Origin of the sequence: Pseudomonas sp. 7-41, assembly GCF_021233075.1 — a bacterium.
GTDB classification, from domain to species: domain Bacteria; phylum Pseudomonadota; class Gammaproteobacteria; order Pseudomonadales; family Pseudomonadaceae; genus Aquipseudomonas; species Aquipseudomonas veronii.
On sequence record NZ_CP089551.1, the window covers coordinates 3,753,833 to 3,770,766 of the forward strand.

General features: G+C 61.3%; 15 protein-coding genes. 10 read left to right on the forward strand and 5 right to left on the reverse strand.

Translation table 11 applies throughout. The annotated features are described in order from the left end of the window. Positions 1-127: 127 nt before the first annotated feature. The 4 genes from LQ249_RS16770 (at position 128) to LQ249_RS16785 (ending at position 3,386) form a co-directional block, all read left to right on the forward strand. Entirely contained in the window at positions 128-748 is a 621-nt protein-coding gene (locus tag LQ249_RS16770; RefSeq protein ID WP_046383605.1) for a LysE family translocator, read from the forward strand. Between the two features lie 214 nt (positions 749-962). Further along, positions 963-2,429, forward strand: a complete 1,467-nt coding sequence (locus LQ249_RS16775) for a DUF726 domain-containing protein (RefSeq protein WP_057004607.1) — start codon at positions 963-965, stop codon at positions 2,427-2,429. Positions 2,430-2,793: 364 nt separating this feature from the next. Then, complete coding sequence (locus LQ249_RS16780; protein WP_046486048.1) at positions 2,794-3,006, forward strand: hypothetical protein; 213 nt, start codon at positions 2,794-2,796, stop codon at positions 3,004-3,006. Next, on the forward strand, positions 3,003-3,386 hold the full coding sequence (locus LQ249_RS16785) for a hypothetical protein (protein WP_046486046.1): 384 nt from the start codon (positions 3,003-3,005) through the stop codon (positions 3,384-3,386). The genes LQ249_RS16780 and LQ249_RS16785 overlap by 4 nt, the downstream gene beginning before the upstream one ends. 224 nt (positions 3,387-3,610) lie before the next feature. On the opposite strand, the gene LQ249_RS16790 is transcribed toward LQ249_RS16785, so the two are convergent. Next, positions 3,611-4,504, reverse strand: coding sequence for a LysR family transcriptional regulator (locus LQ249_RS16790; RefSeq protein WP_169865290.1), 894 nt, complete (start codon positions 4,502-4,504; stop codon positions 3,611-3,613). 94 nt (positions 4,505-4,598) lie between these two features. Between LQ249_RS16790 and LQ249_RS16795 the strand changes: the two genes are divergently transcribed. Next, the gene (locus LQ249_RS16795) at positions 4,599-5,765 is read left to right on the forward strand and encodes an MFS transporter (RefSeq protein WP_017846410.1); all 1,167 of its coding nucleotides are present in this window, start codon (positions 4,599-4,601) and stop codon (positions 5,763-5,765) included. A gap of 76 nt (positions 5,766-5,841) precedes the next feature. On the opposite strand, the gene LQ249_RS16800 is transcribed toward LQ249_RS16795, so the two are convergent. Continuing rightward, positions 5,842-6,246, reverse strand: a complete 405-nt coding sequence (locus LQ249_RS16800) for a RidA family protein (RefSeq protein ID WP_079443979.1) — start codon at positions 6,244-6,246, stop codon at positions 5,842-5,844. Positions 6,247-6,389: 143 nt separating this feature from the next. On the opposite strand from LQ249_RS16800, the gene LQ249_RS16805 reads away from it, so the two are divergent. From LQ249_RS16805 to dapA, 3 genes are all read left to right on the forward strand, one after another. Next, positions 6,390-7,316, forward strand: coding sequence for a LysR family transcriptional regulator (locus LQ249_RS16805; RefSeq protein WP_232565685.1), 927 nt, complete (start codon positions 6,390-6,392; stop codon positions 7,314-7,316). Between the two features lie 212 nt (positions 7,317-7,528). Further along, positions 7,529-8,011: a VOC family protein gene (locus tag LQ249_RS16810; protein WP_017846413.1), complete on the forward strand. Its 483-nt coding sequence runs from the start codon at positions 7,529-7,531 to the stop codon at positions 8,009-8,011. A 363-nt stretch (positions 8,012-8,374) separates the two neighbouring features. Beyond that, positions 8,375-9,226 carry a 4-hydroxy-tetrahydrodipicolinate synthase gene (gene dapA / locus LQ249_RS16815; RefSeq protein ID WP_232565686.1) on the forward strand — a complete coding sequence of 284 codons (852 nt, stop codon included), beginning with the start codon at positions 8,375-8,377 and terminating at the stop codon, positions 9,224-9,226. Here dapA and LQ249_RS16820 read toward each other — a convergent pair. Both LQ249_RS16820 and atzF read right to left on the reverse strand, forming a co-directional pair. After that, entirely contained in the window at positions 9,201-9,935 is a 735-nt protein-coding gene (locus LQ249_RS16820; protein ID WP_057004611.1) for a GntR family transcriptional regulator, read from the reverse strand. The genes dapA and LQ249_RS16820 overlap by 26 nt on opposite strands. A gap of 2 nt (positions 9,936-9,937) precedes the next feature. Further along, a complete protein-coding gene (gene atzF / locus LQ249_RS16825; RefSeq protein WP_079443982.1) occupies positions 9,938-11,734 on the reverse strand; it encodes an allophanate hydrolase in 1,797 nt (598 codons plus the stop codon). A 256-nt stretch (positions 11,735-11,990) separates the two neighbouring features. On the opposite strand from atzF, the gene LQ249_RS16830 reads away from it, so the two are divergent. Beyond that, positions 11,991-13,367, forward strand: coding sequence for a pyridoxal-phosphate dependent enzyme (locus LQ249_RS16830; protein WP_057004613.1), 1,377 nt, complete (start codon positions 11,991-11,993; stop codon positions 13,365-13,367). Beyond that, positions 13,364-14,530 (forward strand): cystathionine gamma-synthase, encoded by a 1,167-nt coding sequence (locus LQ249_RS16835; protein WP_057004614.1) that lies wholly within the window; start codon positions 13,364-13,366, stop codon positions 14,528-14,530. The genes LQ249_RS16830 and LQ249_RS16835 overlap by 4 nt, the downstream gene beginning before the upstream one ends. Positions 14,531-14,570: 40 nt before the next feature. Here LQ249_RS16835 and LQ249_RS16840 read toward each other — a convergent pair whose 3' ends face one another. Continuing rightward, positions 14,571-16,769, reverse strand: a complete 2,199-nt coding sequence (locus LQ249_RS16840; protein WP_126588531.1) for an OsmC domain/YcaO domain-containing protein — start codon at positions 16,767-16,769, stop codon at positions 14,571-14,573. Between the last annotated feature and the right edge of the window lie 165 nt (positions 16,770-16,934).

Consider the following 16,934-nt stretch of genomic DNA (forward strand, 5'->3'; position numbering starts at 1 on the left):
CATCGGTCCATGATTGAGTGGTTCACAGCGGTTATCGACGTCAAGGGGGCAAACTTTAGGACTTGGATTGTCTTCCCCCCTCAAGCCCCTTTATCCTCGACCCTCCCCGCCAGAACCCGGAACCGCCATGGACCTCACCACCCTCGCCCTCTTCCTACCCGCCTGCTTCGCCCTGAACATGGCACCCGGTCCCAACAACCTGCTGTCCGTCAGCAACGCCACGCGCTACGGCTACCGCACTGCCTGCCTCGCCGGCATCGGCCGCCTGCTCGCCTTCGCCGGCATGATCGCCCTCGCCTCCGCCGGGTTGGCGGTGGTGCTGCAAACGTCGGAGTTGTTGTTCTACGCGATCAAGATCGTCGGTGCGGCGTATCTGTTCTATCTGGCGTTGCAACTGTGGCGGGCCGATCCGCAGGCGCAGAGCGAATCGGTTACGGCCAAGGTAGGAACATGGGCGTTGGCGCGTCAGGAGTTTCTGGTAGCGGCGGGCAACCCGAAAGCCATCCTGATCTTCACCGCCTTTCTCCCGCAGTTCGTGGTGCCCGGCCAGCCCATCACCCCACAGTTCGCCCTGCTCGGCGCACTGTTCCTGGTGCTGGAATGGATCGCCATCAGCCTCTACGCCTATATGGGCCTGCACATGCGCCGCTGGTTCGCCGAGCCACGGGGCAAGCGGTTGTTCAATCGCTGCTGCGCGGGGTTGTTGTCTGCGGCGGCGACGGTGTTGCTGATGGCGCGGAGGGCTTGAATGGCGTTCTCAAGGCGGCGGGATACGCGCGGTGTTGCCTGTCGGCCTCATGGGTTGCTAACACCGCGTTTTCGGGACGAATAAGCAGCAAGCCACGTTCAGGCCCTACTGAGTAGAGGTCTAGCCCCGCGCCTTTGTACCTAAACATCCGTTTACAACAGCAATAGCCAAATGCCACCATTCGCTCATCTACGATTTGCTACAAGGACGTCGCGTGAGCCACAACTTCAAGTTCTTGACCCTGCCCCACCGCTCCGGCGAGGTCGCCAACATCTTTATCCACGGCTACTCAGCCGGCCACGATATAGAAGACCGGTGCGCGCTGAGCAAATGTATCCCGTCATCCCTCCACGAGTGCATCAACATCTTTGCGTTCTGGCCTTCCGGTCATTGGAGCCAGTTCGATAAGTTATCCAGCAGTAGCGTGGCGGCAATGGCTCGGTTGAACATCTTCGCGGGTACCGCGGCAGCAGTGGCCGATCGCGCCGTCCACTTCAACACCAGCCGCAAGCGCGCCACCGCCATGGGCAAGACACTGCTCTCGCAACTTGAGGGCTACCTGCTCAAACATCACCCCTACGTGTCGAAGGTCAATCTGGTCGGGCACTCGCTCGGCGGGCGGGTCGTCGTGAGTGCGCTACTCGATCTACTCGACAGGCCAACTGATCACGATCTTGAAATTGGCGATGTGTTGTTGATGGCGGCGGCTGCCGAATTGTCGGGAGACGAGGCTCGAGCCATCCGCAAGCGCACAAACTGCAGGCTGTACAATGCTTACTCAAAAGATGACGACGTTCTGCGGTTGAATATGGGCGAAAGCAGCGCGGGTCGCCAGCCAATCGGTAACTGCAAAAACGTTCGGATGGAGTCCTTCGGTCATACAGACTATTGGCCGCGTCTGGAGCAAGTACTCAGGGCATCAGGCTTCCATGGCTACAAAAGTGGCCTGCCGGCGTCGAATCAGCCCCAACTGATCATCAAGAATCCCGATCCGGTCGTGACCGACCATTTCATTTATGACCTGCTCGAACTGACCAGCGATCGAATCCGCAATCAAGTCGCCAAGCACCTGCGTAGCAGCAGTTGGACGACCCTTGAGACCGACCATTCACTGTATCTGCTGACCAAGGAATTCCAACTACTGGGCGGCCACTGCTTGGCCAACCTGGCGCGTAGACGCGGTCTCAAGTATCTACAGATCCTGCTCATGCTGACAGAACACTACGACCTGGTAGACGAGTTGCACGATTGTGCTCGGGTGATTGAGATGGAGGGGTTGCTCATCAGCAAATGCTTCCACTCTTCTTTCGGTGAGGGTCATGTACTCGCGTCAAAACACGACATTGCCCAGCATTTGGAGGTCATGTCCGAGAAAGCTTACTTTGAGCAGGTCGATGCGTTGGCGGCAAGCCTGACCGTTACGTCTTACTTCTCGACCCCTAGCGCACCGGCCCCTGTGTATCGCAAGGCGCACTCAACGCTGACCAGTAAGAACAAGGAGCTAACGCTGGCATCTGCAACGCGACTGCCCTCCCTCACTCATCTGGTTTCGACCGAGCGCATCAAGGCGGCGGTTACGAACCTGAAAAGTGCAGTCAAGCCCGGCTACTCGGCCTTGATTCCCGCGGTTGCGATTCTCTTCTATGCGCGCTTGAAGCTGAATAACGAAGGGCTGCTCTAACCCTAGCGTGCTCAATGGCTGTGCCTCGCCCTCGACACCTCAAACTGTTACTTGAGTACCGCGAAGTGCAGATCATTAATCATTGAGGGGATTGGGAATGACTGGCAGGGATGCCTTAAAACTAAAGAATGGTGGGCGACAGCCGACAACCTGAGCGTGCGAAGGGGGATTTTAGAAGCCCAACCAAGTATCAGACAAGCAAAGTACGCAGGATCGCGATGGGATTTCAAACTGGAAGATCAGCAACTCACGCGACGGACATGGATGCTCAATCGACGCTTTCCGGATCATTCCGGGGTACGGCCTTTAGTGCAGACCCGACAAACATATTCTAAAAACCAACACAACCCACATAAGGCCGCACATGATTATTGTCGTAATAGCCGGAATTATTTTAGCCGTCGTTATGTTCAAGCTATTGCTTCCACTTTTAGGGGAAATGGTAGGGGTGATAATCGGCGGGCTGCTGCTACTTGGCGCAATTGCTTTGTGCGTAGCTTTTCCACCGATCATTATTCTTTTTTTAATCATCGGGTTCATTATTGCCGGTAATAAAAAAACGAAGGACAAGCAATGAGCGTAACGACAGAGAAAGAACTAGCCGACGCGGTAAACCGCAATGAAGACACCATCGTGATTGAAGGCGATCTTGCAAAAAAAACCATTCGGATAAAGGCTACCGGCACGGTTGCATGGGCTGTGGCCATTGGTTCTATATGCATAGTCTTTTATGGCGTCATAGCCACCGTCGGTACGGGTGGTGTTGCCACACCGGTTGCTGGCTTCGCAGCGGTTGCCGGGTCAGGCGGAGCCCTCAGCGTTCTAGGGGCCGCAGCAACTTCGGCGGCTATATCCATGGCCGTTTCGGTGAGAAGCCTTAGTGTGTTAAAAAAGTTAAGAGGCAACTATAAGATAGTGAGTGAATCGGACAACAAAGTCACGCTTAAGCGCAGCTAAAACAGTGCTTCGCAGTTGGCCCCGGCACTTCACCCAAAACGACCACTTCCGAGCCAATAAGTTTATTGCTCGGCGGTCGAATACAATTCATGTTCGGTACTTCGTCAGCTGCTGCGCAACATTCTATTAGCACTCGAATGAGTTTGGATTCGGGTGTTGGTCACTATTTGCTTAATGCAAACAGCATCGCGCGAGTACCCGCAAGGATCAGCTAACGCCAGCACCTACATCCGATGATATTCCAGCAGGAAGTCCACGAACAACCGCACCCGCGCCGGCATTGCCGAGCCACCCACGAACACCGCATGAATCGGTTCCTCGTCGCCGGGGTTCCAGGTTTCCAGCAGCGGTATCAGATCGCCACGCTGCAGGTCCTCGCTCACGCTGAATTCGCCGATACGCGCAATGCCGGCACCTACTCGCGCGAGTTGGGCCAGCGCTTCGCCACTGCTGCATTCGATGTTGCCGCTGACCTTCAGGGAAAACGCTTTTCCGTCGCGGATGAATGGCCAGTTGGGTTCGGCACGTCGGAAGTTGAAGCGTAGGCAGTTGTGCCGCAGTAGATCCTCCGGTTCCAGGGGGATGCCGTGGCGCTGCAGATACGCGGGCGATGCCACCACTACCTGGCCGGTGGCGCCGATCCTGCGTGCGGTCAGCGGGCTGTCGGGCAGATAACCAAAGCGTACCGCCACGTCGGCCTGGCCGCCGAGAATGTCGACCACTTCGTCGCCGAGGGTGAGGTCGACGACGATGTTCGGGTAGCGCGCGCTGAATGCCGCCACCAAGGGCACGATCGCCAGCCGCCCATGACCAAGCGCGGCGCTGACGCGCAATCGCCCCCTTGGGACGCCCTGGTCGGCGATGGCTTCTTCGACCTCGGCCATGTCGGCCAGGATGCGCCGGGCGCCGCGCAGGAACGCCTCGCCCTCGGCGGTGAAGGTGAGCGATCGGGTGGTGCGCAACAGCAGCCGAGTACCAAGACGCTGTTCAGTACGGGCGATGATCCGACTGACCGCCGAGGGTGTCAGCCCCAATGTCCGCGCGGCGGCCGACAGGCTGCCTTCCTGCGCCACGCTGACGAACACGCCCATTTCACCCGATCTGCCGTTGAAGTCCATTTGTGCCCCTTACGCAAAGGTGATTGCCAAAAATGCTATCTACCGCCTGAAAAGGCTGAATCGTAGCATTGGCGGCATAGATAAGGAGCCTTCCATGCGTATCAATCCACCACTTGTCGCACTCGCCATGGGTGCCTTTGGCATCGGCGTTACCGAGTTCGCCCCCATGGGCATGTTGCCGGGCATCGCGGCGGATCTCGGTGTTTCCATTCCCGCCGCAGGTCTGTTGGTCAGTGCATACGCCCTGGGCGTACTGCTCGGCGCGCCGCTGATGACCCTGACCACCGGCAGGATTCCACGGCGCTATCTGCTGATCGGACTCATGGCGATTTTCACCCTGGGGAATCTGATGTCAGCCCTGGCGACCGATTACTACAGCCTCATGGTCGCCAGGGTGGTGACCTCACTGAACCACGGCGCGTTCTTTGGCGTCGGCGCCATCGTCGCCGCCAGCGTGGTTGCCCCGCAGAAACGTGCCGGAGCGGTTGCGGCCATGTTCATGGGCCTGACCCTGGCGACCATCGGCGGTGTGCCGCTGGCCGCCTGGTTCGGCGAACTGTTCGGCTGGCGCAGCGCATTCTGGGGGATTACCGGCCTCGGTGTGGTGGCCATGGCTGCGTTATGGTTCGCCCTGCCCAACCTGCCGGCGCCGCAAAGCGGCGGTGTACTGGCCGAAATTCGGGTATTGGGCCGTGGCCCGGTGCTGGGGGCGCTGGCCCTCACTGTCGTCGGCTCGGGGGCAATGTTTACCGTCTTCACCTACATCGCGCCGATCCTCAGCAGCGAGACCCACGCGTCCACCGCCTACATCACCGCCATGCTGGTGCTGTTCGGTGTGGGGTTGACGCTGGGCAACATGTGGGGCGGCAAGGCCGCCGACCGCTCGATAGATCGCACCCTGATCGTTTCGCTGAGCGTGCTCATTCTCGTCTTGCTCGCGTTCACCGTACTGATGCGTTGGCCGCTGCCGGCCGCCGTTGCCATCCTGATATGGGGTATCGCCAGCTTCGCCCTGGTGCCGCCGCTGCAGATGCGCGTCATGGAAGCGGCCAAGGACGCGCCCAATCTGGCCTCGGCGGTGAACATCGGCGCCTTCAACTTAGGCAACGCGATTGGTGCGGCACTGGGCGGAGCGGTGATCAATGCCGGGCTGGGTTATCCGGCGATTTCCCTGGCCGGGGCAGCAATGGCGGGGCTGGGGCTGCTGATGGTGTTGGCTTTTGCCTGGCGTTCCAGAACACTTGCAACTGCGGCAGTGTGACGTGCGCGCTGTCACAGCCCAACGGTTCAGGATGAACCGCTTTCGGTACCGCGCCCTTGCGTAATCACTGGCCAGATCATCCCCCGGTGCCTTCCGGCAGCTTGGCAATCACCTTGATCTCGAACTGGTAACCATACAGCCACGTGACACCCACGCCGGTCAGCGTCGGGTGTGGCGCCCGGCCCCAGAACTCCGGCACAACCTTCCAGATCGTCTCGAACGTCGACTCGGGATCGACGATGAAGACGGTGACGTCAATCACATCGTCGAAGGTGCAACCGGCAGCGACCAGGATTGCATTCAGGTTGGTGAACGCGCGTCGGACCTGGGCCTCCAGATCGGGTTCGGGCGAGCCGTCTTCGCGACTGCCGACTTGCCCCGACACAAATAAAAAACCATTGGACTTGATCGCCGGCGAATAGCGATTGCGCTCGTAAAGCGCCTGGCGTCCAGGTGGAAAAACAACATCACGCTGCGTCATAGGTGCCTCCATCAATGGGTCAAAGCCGACCCGGAACTAACGATGCAGAGACTGTATGGACTTGTACCTGGGCGATAAACACGCAACCTTAGCCAGCACTGTTTGTAAAATCCAAACAATCCAATCGAGAGCGGGGGTTAGCAATGGACCGTTTTGATGCGATGCAGGCGTTTGCTCGCGTGGTGGAAGCTGGCAGCTTCACCAAAGCGGCCGAAACACTGCACATGAGCAAGACCACCGTGACACAACTGGTACAGCAGTTGGAGGCACGGTTGCGGGTTAAATTGCTTAACCGCACCACGCGCAAAGTCAACGTCACGGCCGACGGTGCAGTCTATTACGAGCGAGTGTTACGGCTGCTGGCCGACATGGACGACGCCGAGACCAGCCTGTCCGGCGCCTCGACACTGCCCAGGGGGCGATTACGAGTGGATGTGCCAAGCCCGCTGGCCAGCATGATTCTAGTCCCCGCATTGCCCGAGTTTTACCTGCGCTACCCGGACATCCAGATCGACATGGGCGTCAGCGACCGGATCGTGGATATGATCGGTGAGAACATCGATTGCGTGGTGCGCGGCGGCGAGATAAAGGATCAGTCGCTGATGGCCCGGAAGGTTGGCGACCTCCAGCTTGGCGTTTTCGCCGCACCGAGCTACCTGGCCCGCGTCGGTATCCCCGCGCATCCGCGGGAGCTGGAAGATTCGCAACACCGTATCGTCGGCTTCTTGTGGGCGCGCACCGGTAAAGCCCTGCCCTACTCCATGCGCAACCACGCTGAGAGCCTCCAGGTCAAAGGCCGCTATGCGCTGGCAGTCGACGATGGCAACGCCTACCTCGCGGCCGGCCTGGCCGGGCTGGGTGTGCTTTGGCTGCCCAAGTACATGTCCACGACCTACGAAGCACGCGGCGAATTGGTGCCCCTGTTCAAGGACTGGCGTCTCGATCCGATGCCGATCTACGTGGCATTTCCGCCGAACCGGCATATCAGCATCAAGGTGCGCGTGTTCATCGATTGGGTCGCGCAGCTGATGGCGCAGCATGCGCCTGTCAACGAGCGACTTGGTTCGTGACGGTGGCGTTGGGCGCGCGCAGACGTTTTGCTCATCTGCGCGTTCTTCGTCCTTGACGATCTGCTTGAGAGAGTCGTGGGTGTTGCTGGCCCCAGCATGCTGATTTTGTATGCGGCCTCTGTCGGCGAAGCCGCGGTACTCGGTTCGCAACACCGCATCCGCCCTTCACCCTGATCTAAACTCCACACACCCATTCACCGTGGAGACCGAACATGAACAACAAAAACACCCTGTGCCTCTGGTACAACGGCACCGCCCTGGACGCTGCGACGTTTTATGCCAAGACCTTCCCGGACAGTGCGGTGAAAGCGTTACACCGCGCGCCGGGGGATTATCCCGCAGGTAAACAGGGCGACATTCTGACCGTCGAGTTCACCGTGCTGGGCATCCCGTGTCTCGGCCTGAATGGTGGTCCGGCATTCCCGCACACCGAGGCGTTTTCCTTTCAGGTGGCTACCGATGACCAGGCCGAGACTGATCGGCTGTGGAACGCCATCATCGACAACGGTGGCCAGGCCAGTGCCTGCGGTTGGTGCAAGGACAAGTGGGGCCTGTCGTGGCAGATCACGCCGCGTGTGTTGTCGGCCGCCGTGACCCATGCCGACCCGGCGACGGCCAAGCGAGCCTTCGAGGCGATGATGACCATGACCAAGATCGACATTGCCGCGATTGAGGCCGCAGTGGCTAATCCCTGACCGACAACGATCGTTTCACCGCCCAGGCACTGTTCAAGTGCCTGGGCCGTGCAACCTGCCGGTAACTACGCAGGGCTTGACACATTTACTCACACCCCCTGAAGATGGAGCCCTCATTCAGGGTGTGTCAGCTCATGCTTGCAACGTCTTTCGTTAACCTTTCCGTCATTGGCTTGATCGCCAAGGCGCAAGGTTGCGTTGCGCGCGCCCTCAAATCGAAGAAACAGTCGCTCATGTGACCGGGGCGCGCTGTCCCGTCAGATGAGCTGACAGGACATTGAGCGCGACGGACACCCTGCCCTTGCACAATTCCTTCTGCCCTTCTGACGGTGACTTAATCGGTCAATCATCAGGAGAGAGTGCATGTCAGCGTTTCAAGGTATCTGGGTTCCCGTGGTCACGCCGTTTCAGGACGGCGCCATCGACTTTATCGGCTTGCGCCGGCTGGTTGAGCATCTGCTGGAAAAGCACGTGGCCGGGATCATGGTCTGCACCACCACGGGCGAAGCCGCAGCGTTGAGCCGCCAGGAACAACTGGCGGTGCTGGATGCGGTGTTGCAGTGGATGCCGGCGCACCGCGTGGTGATGGGCCTGGCGGGATATAACCAGATTGAACTGTTGCAGTTCCAGGGCGAAATCCTCAAACGCCCGGTGGCCGGGCTGTTGGTGCCGGCGCCCAGCTATATCCGTCCGTCCCAGAGCGGCCTTGAAGCGTTCTTCCGCACGGTGGCCGATGCCTCCGGTGTGCCGATCATTCTCTATGACATTCCCTATCGCACCGGCGCGACCTTCGAACAGGCGACGCTGCTGAACATCGTCGCCCATCCGCGCATCGTCGCGGTCAAGGACTGTGGCGGCAACCTGGGCAATACCCTGGCGCTGCTGGCCAGTGGGGCGGTGGATGTGCTGTGTGGCGAGGACATCCAGATCTTTAACGCGTTGTGCCTTGGCGCCACTGGGGCGATCGCAGCGTCGGCACATGTACACACCGAGCAGTTCGTGGCGCTGTGGCAGCAGGTGCGGGATAACCAGTTGAGCGAGGCGCGGCAGACGTTTTTCCAGTTGCTGCCGTTGATCGATACGTTGTTTATGGAGCCCAACCCGGCACCGGTCAAGGCGGCGCTGGCCTTGCAGGGGCTGATCGGCAGTGAATTGCGCGCACCGATGCAGCGGGCCGGCGATGCCACCGTCAGCCGTCTGCAAGCGTTGCTGTGAAGCCGGTTGATTGAGTGTCCCGCGCCACCTGCAACCGGTGCAACGTGATGTTGCGCACCTGCTGCTTGCTCAGTTCAATATGCCGCTTGAGCAGCTGCTGCGCCTCTTCACCGCGCCGTTGCAGGATAGCGTCGAGTATCTGCGCGTGTTCTTCGTAGGTCGCTGCGATCCGCGATGCCTGGGTAAAGTCGAGCCGGCGGATGATGCGGATTTTTTCCGTAATGGCGTAGTGCATGCGCGCCATTTCGCGGTTGCCGGTGGCTTCCACCAGGGCGCAGTGAAAGCGCTCGTCCAGCGCGGACACCTCCTGGGTGTCCTGCTGGCGTTCGCCCTCCTCCACCTGCCAGATCGCCTGTAACCCTTGCAACAGCGCAGGGCGCGGTTCATCCATCAGGCATAAACGGTTGACCGCCGCCAGTTCCAGAATGATCCGCAGGTCATACAGCTCTTCGAAGTAGGTGAAGTCGAACGGTTTCACCTGCCAGCCACTGCGGAAGTACACCTCCAGGTAACCTTCCTTCTCCAGACGATAGAGCGCCTGACGCACCGGGGTGCGACTGACGTTCATGCGCTCGGCCACTTCGCCTTCGCTGAAGCGGTCGCCCGGCAGCAGGCGAAAGTCGAAGATATCCGCCTTGAGCTGCGCGTAGATGCGTTCGGCCAGGCTGTCGGGGCGCGCCTTGGGATTTTTCAGGGTTGAGCCCGGCATGCTTAGCCCCGGCTCGCGATAAAGGCGCGCCAGCCGCCGAATTCGGTGATGTCGAGCGCATCGGCCAGGGCCCAGGGTTCGCAGATAAAGCCTTTGACGCTGCGCCCGTCGGTCAGGCTCAGGTTGCCAATGCCCAGCGGTGCGGGGACTTCGGCGACGAACTCGCCAAAGCGGGCGATGGGCATGTCCCACAGCTCGACGATGATCGAGCGGCCACTGTCCGCCCTGGCCAGCCCAGGCTTGGGCGGCACGGTGCCCGGTAGCGCGTAGAGTCGATAGCTGTCGGCGGTCAGCGTTTGCTCCACCAGCACCGCATTGCGCGTGGTCAGTTGGAAATTCAGCGGCATGCCGCTCAGGTGTGCGCCGACCACCGCCAGGCGCACGCTGCCGGGCGCGGGGGTTGGTGCGGCCGGTGCGGGCAACTCGCGCGCAGTGGCGCCCAGCGGCAGGCCGAGGCCGGCTTGCCAGCGCTTGCCCAAGTGGGCCAGGGCCGTGTCGTGCCAGGCCGGCGCCAACAAGGTGATGCCGCTGGGCAAGCCATCTGCGCGCAAGCCGGCGGGCAGCGCCAGCGCGCACAGGTCCGCCAGGTTGGTGAAGTTGGTGTAATAGCCGAATTGCGAGTTGTAGCGCACCGGCTCCAGCGCCATCTCGGCCTGGGTGCGAATCGTCGGCGAGGTCGGCACCAGCAATGCGTCGAAGCCCGCCAGCGTGTCGTTGATGCGCCGGCTCAGGTCGGCGCGCAGGTATTCGGCTTTGTAGGCGTCGCAGGCGCTGTACTCAAGCCCGTTTTCGACGATGCCCCGCACCACCGGGTTGATCGCGTCCGGCTGCTGTTCAAGCATGCTGTGCAGGGCGACCGTGCGCTCGGCGACCCATGGGCCGAAATACAACTGGTCCGCCAGCGCCTTGAACGGGCTGAAATCCACCGGGGTGATCTGCGCACCCAACGCCTTGAAGCGCTCGACGGCCTGCTCGAATACGGCCTGGTTCTGGGTATCGCCGAAGAACTCCAGGGTCGCCGGAATGGCGAGTTTGATCGCACGCCCCACCGCCACCGGCGCGGTATGGGGGTTGGCGCGGGAATAGGCGTCGCTCGCGTCGTAGCCTTCGGCCACTTGCGCCACGGATTCAGCGTCTTCCACGGTCAGGGCAAACACCGAGATGCAATCCACCGTGCGGCACGCAGGCACCAGGCCGGTATTGGACAGGCGGCCTTTGCTGGGTTTTAACCCGACGATGTTGTTGAACCCCGCCGGCACCCGACCGGAGCCGGCGGTGTCGGTGCCCAGGGAGAACGCCACCAAACCCCGGGCGACCACCGAAGCGGAACCGGAGCTGGAACCGCCGCTGACATACGCCGGATTGAAGCTGTTGGCCACCGCGCCATACGGCGAGCGGGTGCCCACCAGGCCGGTGGCGAACTGATCGAGGTTGGTCTTGCCCATCAGGATCGCACCGGCCGCACGCAGCTTGGCGACGACGCTCGCATCCGACGCCGGGGCGTAGGCAAATTCCGGACACGCCGCCGTGGTCTCCCAACCGGCCGCGTCGATGTTGTCCTTGATCGCAAACGGCACGCCATACAACGGCAACTGGGTCATATCGCCACCGACCGCCGCCAGCCGCTCGCTCAATTGCGCCAACTGCGCCGTCAGTTGTTCAGGCCGCGCGCGCGCGATCCAGGCGTTGTCGGCGGCGGCGTGTTGCGCGGCCAGGGTCAGCACGATGTCCGGGGTGATCGTCCCGTTGCGATAGGCCTCACGCCATTCGCCGAGGGTCCAGCCGATAACACTCTGCATAAGGGTCTCCATCTTGTATCCAAGTTTGGATTTGTTTCTAGCAAACCCCAGGCCAGCTGCGCACACCCAACGATTGCGCGGGTTCGCGCCCAGGCGGCGCGGCAAGACTGCCCACCGATGGCGCACCGAGCCTTCGCTCATGCGCCAAAAAAAGACAGCCGGCCGACCGCGCAGTTGCGACCCGTGCAATAGCGGCCTATGTTCCAAGCCACGCTTTGCCGTTTGCTGTCCCCCCACCCTACACCCAGGTGACGACATGCCCACGCTTGCCCGCCCCGCCGTGCTTGAACTGATCGGCAACACTCCGCTGGTGCGGATCAGCCGCTTCGACACCGGCCCCTGCACGCTGTTTCTCAAGCTCGAATCGCAAAACCCCGGCGGCTCGATCAAGGATCGCATCGGCCTGGCCATGATCGACGCCGCCGAGCGCGACGGCCGTCTGCGCGTCGGCGGCACGATTGTCGAAGCCACCGCCGGCAACACCGGGCTGGGCCTGGCGCTGGTGGGCCGGGCGAAAGGCTACCGGGTGGTGCTGGTGGTGCCCGACAAGATGTCCACCGAAAAGGTGCTGCACCTCAAGGCCATGGGCGCCGAAGTGCATATCACCCGCTCCGATGTCGGCAAGGGCCACCCCGAGTACTATCAGGACGTGGCCGCGCGCCTGGCCAAGGACATCCCGGGCTCGTTCTTCGCCGACCAGTTCAATAACCCGGCCAACCCGCTCGCCCACGAAACCAGCACCGCGCCGGAGCTCTGGGCGCAGACCGAGCATGACCTCGACGCGATTGTGGTCGGTGTCGGTTCGGCCGGCACGCTCACCGGGCTGACGCGCTTCTTCAAGCGGGTGCAGCCGGCGCTGGAGATGGTGCTGGCCGACCCCGTCGGTTCGGTGATGGCCGAGTACAGCCGCAGTGGCACCCTGGTCACCCCGGGTTCCTGGGCCGTGGAAGGCATCGGCGAAGACTTCGTCCCCTCGATTGCCGACCTGTCCAGCGTGCGCCACGCCTATTCCATCAGCGATGAAGAGAGCTTCGACCACGCCCGCCAGTTGCTCAAGGCCGAAGGCATTCTCGGCGGCTCGTCCACCGGCACCCTGCTCGCCGCAGCCTTGCGCTACTGCCGCGCACAGACCGCGCCCAAGCGCGTGGTCAGCTTCGTCTGCGACACCGGCACGCGCTACCTGTCGAAGGTCTACAACGACCAATGGATGAGCGACGCGGGCTTGCTGCACTACAAGCACTACGGCGACCTGCGCGACCTGATCGCCCGGCGCTTTGAAGACGGCCGCGTGATCAGCGTCAGCCCCGACGACACCCTGCTCACCGCCTTCCAGCGCATGCGCCTGGCCGATGTCTCGCAATTGCCGGTGCTGGTGAATGGCCAGGCACTGGTGGGTGTGATCGACGAATCCGACATCCTGCTGGGCCTGCACCACGACGCCGCGGACTTTTCCATGATCGTCGCCAGCGCCATGACCGAAACCCTGCACACCCTCGACCCCAGCGCCAGCCTCGCCGAGTTGCAGGCGGAGCTGGATCGCGGCCTGGTCGCCATCATCGCCGACGCGTCGGGCTTCCATGGCCTGATCACCCGTGTCGACCTGCTCAATCACCTGCGGAGATCCCTTGCATGAGTCAGCCCGATAAAAGCGCGTTTGCCACCCGTGTGATCCACGCCGGGCAATCCCCCGACCCGACCACCGGCGCGCTGATGCCGCCGATCTACGCCAATTCCACCTACCGGCAAGACAGCCCCGGCGTACACAAGGGCTTCGACTATGGCCGCTCCCACAACCCCACGCGGTTCGCCCTGGAGCGCTGCGTGGCCGACCTGGAAGGCGGCCGCCAGGCGTTTGCCTTTGCCTCGGGGCTGGCGGCGATTTCCACCGTGCTGGAGTTGCTGGATGCCGGCAGCCATGTCGTCTCCGGCAACGACCTGTATGGCGGCACCTTCCGCCTGTTCGACAAGGTGCGCCAACGCAGCGCCGGGCATCGTTTCAGTTATGTCGACTTGAGCGATGTGCAAGCGTTTGAAGCCGCGTTGCAGGACGACACGCGCATGGTCTGGGTCGAGACGCCCAGCAACCCGCTGCTGAGCCTGACCGACCTCAGCGCCATCGCGCGCATCTGCCGCGCCCGCGGCATCCTCTGCGTGGCCGACAACACCTTCGCCAGCCCGTGGATCCAGCGCCCGCTGGAGCTGGGTTGCGACATCGTGGTGCATTCCACCACCAAATACCTCAATGGCCACTCCGACGTGATCGGCGGCATCGCAATTGTCGGTGACAACCCCGAACTGGCCGAGCGCCTGGGCTTCCTGCAGAACTCGGTCGGCGCCATCGCCGGGCCGTTCGACGCCTTCCTGACCCTGCGCGGCGTGAAAACCCTGGCCCTGCGCATGGAGCGCCATTGCAGCAATGCACTGGACCTGGCGAGCTGGCTCGAACACCAACCGCAGGTGGCGCGGGTTCACTACCCGGGCCTGGTCTCGCACCCCCAGCACGCCCTGGCACGTCGGCAGATGCGCGGGTTTGGCGGGATGATTTCGGTGGTATTGAACAGCGACCTGGCCGGCGCCAGGCGTTTCCTGGAACACGTCAAACTCTTCGCCCTGGCCGAAAGCCTTGGCGGCGTGGAAAGCCTGATCGAACACCCGGCGATCATGACCCATGCCAGCATCCCGGCAGCGACGCGGGCGCAATTGGGCATTGGCGATGGGTTGGTGCGGTTGTCGGTGGGGGTTGAAGATGTGGAGGACTTGCGCGCAGACCTCGCGCAAGCCTTGGCCTATATCTAATGTGGGAGGGGGCTTGCCCCCTCCCACACTGGGTACCGCGTCAGGCCAGGGTGACGTTGGCCCGCGCGCTGTGCAGTTTTTTATAGCTCTCGATCAAGCGCAGATGCCGGTCCAGCCCTTCCAGCTTCATGCTGGTCGGCGTCAACCCATAAAAGCGCACGCTGCCGTTGACCGAGCCGATCACCGCATCCATCCGCTCGTTACCGAACATCCGCCGGAAGTTGGCCTCGTAGTCCGCCAATTCCAGGTCTTCATCCAGTTCCATCTCCAGCACCGCGTTCACCGCCTGGTAGAACAGGCCGCGCTCGACGGTGTTGTCGTTGTACTGCAGGAACATTTCCACCGCTTCCTTCGCTTCCTCGTACTGTTGCAGGGCGAGGTAGATCAGCAGCTTCAATTCGAGGATGGTCAGTTGGCCCCAGGCGGTGTTGTCGTCGAACTCGATGCCGATCAAGGTAGTGATATCGGTGTAGTCGTCCAGTTCGCTTTCCACCAGGCGTTCGGCCAGGGCCTTGAGTTGCGCGTCATCCAGGCGATGCAGGTTGAGGATGTCGGCGCGGAAAAACAGGGCTTTGTTGGTGTTGTCCCAGATCAGGTCGTCCACCGGATAGATTTCCGAGTAGTCCGGCACCAGGATGCGGCAGGCGGTGGCACCGAGGTGCTCATACACCGCCATGTACGATTCCTTGCCCATGTTCTCGAGAATGCCGAACAGCGTCGCGGCTTCTTCGGCGTTGGAGTTTTCGCCCTGGCCGGAGAAGTCCCACTCGACGAATTCGTAATCCGAGCGGGCACTGAAGAAGCGCCACGAGACCACGCCGCTGGAGTCGATAAAGTGCTCGACGAAGTTGTTCGGCTCGGTCACCGCGTGACCTTCGAACGTCGGCTGCGGCAGATCGTTCAGGCCTTCGAAACTGCGGCCTTGGAGTAATTCAGTCAGGCTGCGTTCCAGTGCCACTTCCAGGCTCGGGTGCGCGCCGAACGAGGCAAACACACCGCCGGTACGCGGGTTCATCAAGGTCACGCACATCACCGGGAACTCGCCGCCCAGCGAGGCATCCTTGACCAGCACCGGGAAGCCCTGGGCTTCCAGCCCCTGGATCCCGGCCAGAATACTCGGGTACTTGGCCAGCACGTCAGCCGGCACATCCGGCAGGGCAAATTCACCTTCGATGATTTCACGCTTGACCGCCCGCTCGAAGATCTCCGACAGGCACTGCACCTGGGCTTCGGCCAGGGTGTTGCCGGCGCTCATGCCGTTGCTCAGGTACAGGTTTTCGATCAGGTTGGACGGGAAATACACCACCTCGCCGTCCGACTGGCGCACAAACGGCAGTGCCACAATCCCGCGGTCTTCATTGCCCGAGTTGGTGTCGAACAGGTGCGAGCCACGCAACTCGCCGTCGCGGTTGTAGATGTTCAGGCAGTAGGCGTCGAGGATTTCCGCTGGCAGTTCATCCTTGCGCCCAGGCTGGAACCAGCGCTCGTCCGGGTAATGCACGAACGGCGCATTGGCCAGTTCTTCGCCCCAGAACTGATCGTTATAGAAGAAGTTGCAGTTGAGGCGCTCGATGAACTCGCCCAACGCCGAGGCCAAAGCGCTTTCCTTGGTCGCGCCCTTGCCGTTGGTGAAGCACATCGGCGAATGGGCATCGCGGATATGCAGCGACCACACGTTCGGCACGATATTGCGCCACGAGGCGATCTCGATCTTCATGCCCAGGCCGGCCAGGATGCCCGACATGTTGGCGATGGTCTGCTCCAGCGGCAGGTCCTTGCCCACGATGTAGGTGCCCGCCTCGGAAGTGGAATTGGGCATCAACAGGGCCTGGGCGTCGGCGTCGAGGTTTTCCACCTCTTCGATCACGAACTCAGGGCCGGCCTGTACCACTTTCTTCACCGTGCAACGGTCAATGGAGCGCAGGATGCCTTGGCGATCCTTGTCGGAGATATCTGCCGGCAACTCCACCTGGATCTTGAAAATCTGGTTGTAGCGGTTTTCCGGGTCGACAATGTTGTTCTGCGACAACCGGATATTGTCCGTGGGGATATTGCGTGTCTCGCAGTACAACTTCACGAAGTACGCCGCACACAATGCCGACGAAGCCAGGAAGTAATCGAATGGCCCCGGCGCCGACCCGTCGCCTTTATAGCGAATCGGTTGATCGGCGATCACCGTGAAGTCATCGAACTTGGCTTCAAGTCGAAGGTTGTCGAGAAAGTTAACCTTAATTTCCATACGGGATTACCAAAATAGCGAACTTCAAATTGGCCGCCATTATCCGGCATTTGCGTTTGAAGTCTTGTGCTTTCGCGTTTCGGCCGCCAACTGACAGGGCTGAATACCTGATTTCGACCGCTGCAATGTTGCTGTTTGAGATTGTCAGACAAACAGTCTTCAACT

Bases quoted from the DNA above. Each gene is read 5' to 3' on its own strand.
- LQ249_RS16770 (WP_046383605.1), top strand. From the start codon at position 128: ATGGACCTCACCACCCTCGCCCTCTTCCTACCCGCCTGCTTCGCCCTG.
- LQ249_RS16780 (WP_046486048.1), top strand. From the start codon at position 2,794: ATGATTATTGTCGTAATAGCCGGAATTATTTTAGCCGTCGTTATGTTC.
- LQ249_RS16785 (WP_046486046.1), top strand. From the start codon at position 3,003: ATGAGCGTAACGACAGAGAAAGAACTAGCCGACGCGGTAAACCGCAAT.
- LQ249_RS16790 (WP_169865290.1), bottom strand. From the start codon at position 4,504: ATGGACTTCAACGGCAGATCGGGTGAAATGGGCGTGTTCGTCAGCGTG.
- LQ249_RS16795 (WP_017846410.1), top strand. From the start codon at position 4,599: ATGCGTATCAATCCACCACTTGTCGCACTCGCCATGGGTGCCTTTGGC.
- LQ249_RS16800 (WP_079443979.1), bottom strand. From the start codon at position 6,246: ATGACGCAGCGTGATGTTGTTTTTCCACCTGGACGCCAGGCGCTTTAC.
- LQ249_RS16805 (WP_232565685.1), top strand. From the start codon at position 6,390: ATGGACCGTTTTGATGCGATGCAGGCGTTTGCTCGCGTGGTGGAAGCT.
- LQ249_RS16810 (WP_017846413.1), top strand. From the start codon at position 7,529: ATGAACAACAAAAACACCCTGTGCCTCTGGTACAACGGCACCGCCCTG.
- dapA (WP_232565686.1), top strand. From the start codon at position 8,375: ATGTCAGCGTTTCAAGGTATCTGGGTTCCCGTGGTCACGCCGTTTCAG.
- LQ249_RS16820 (WP_057004611.1), bottom strand. From the start codon at position 9,935: ATGCCGGGCTCAACCCTGAAAAATCCCAAGGCGCGCCCCGACAGCCTG.
- atzF (WP_079443982.1), bottom strand. From the start codon at position 11,734: ATGCAGAGTGTTATCGGCTGGACCCTCGGCGAATGGCGTGAGGCCTAT.
- LQ249_RS16830 (WP_057004613.1), top strand. From the start codon at position 11,991: ATGCCCACGCTTGCCCGCCCCGCCGTGCTTGAACTGATCGGCAACACT.
- LQ249_RS16835 (WP_057004614.1), top strand. From the start codon at position 13,364: ATGAGTCAGCCCGATAAAAGCGCGTTTGCCACCCGTGTGATCCACGCC.
- LQ249_RS16840 (WP_126588531.1), bottom strand. From the start codon at position 16,769: ATGGAAATTAAGGTTAACTTTCTCGACAACCTTCGACTTGAAGCCAAG.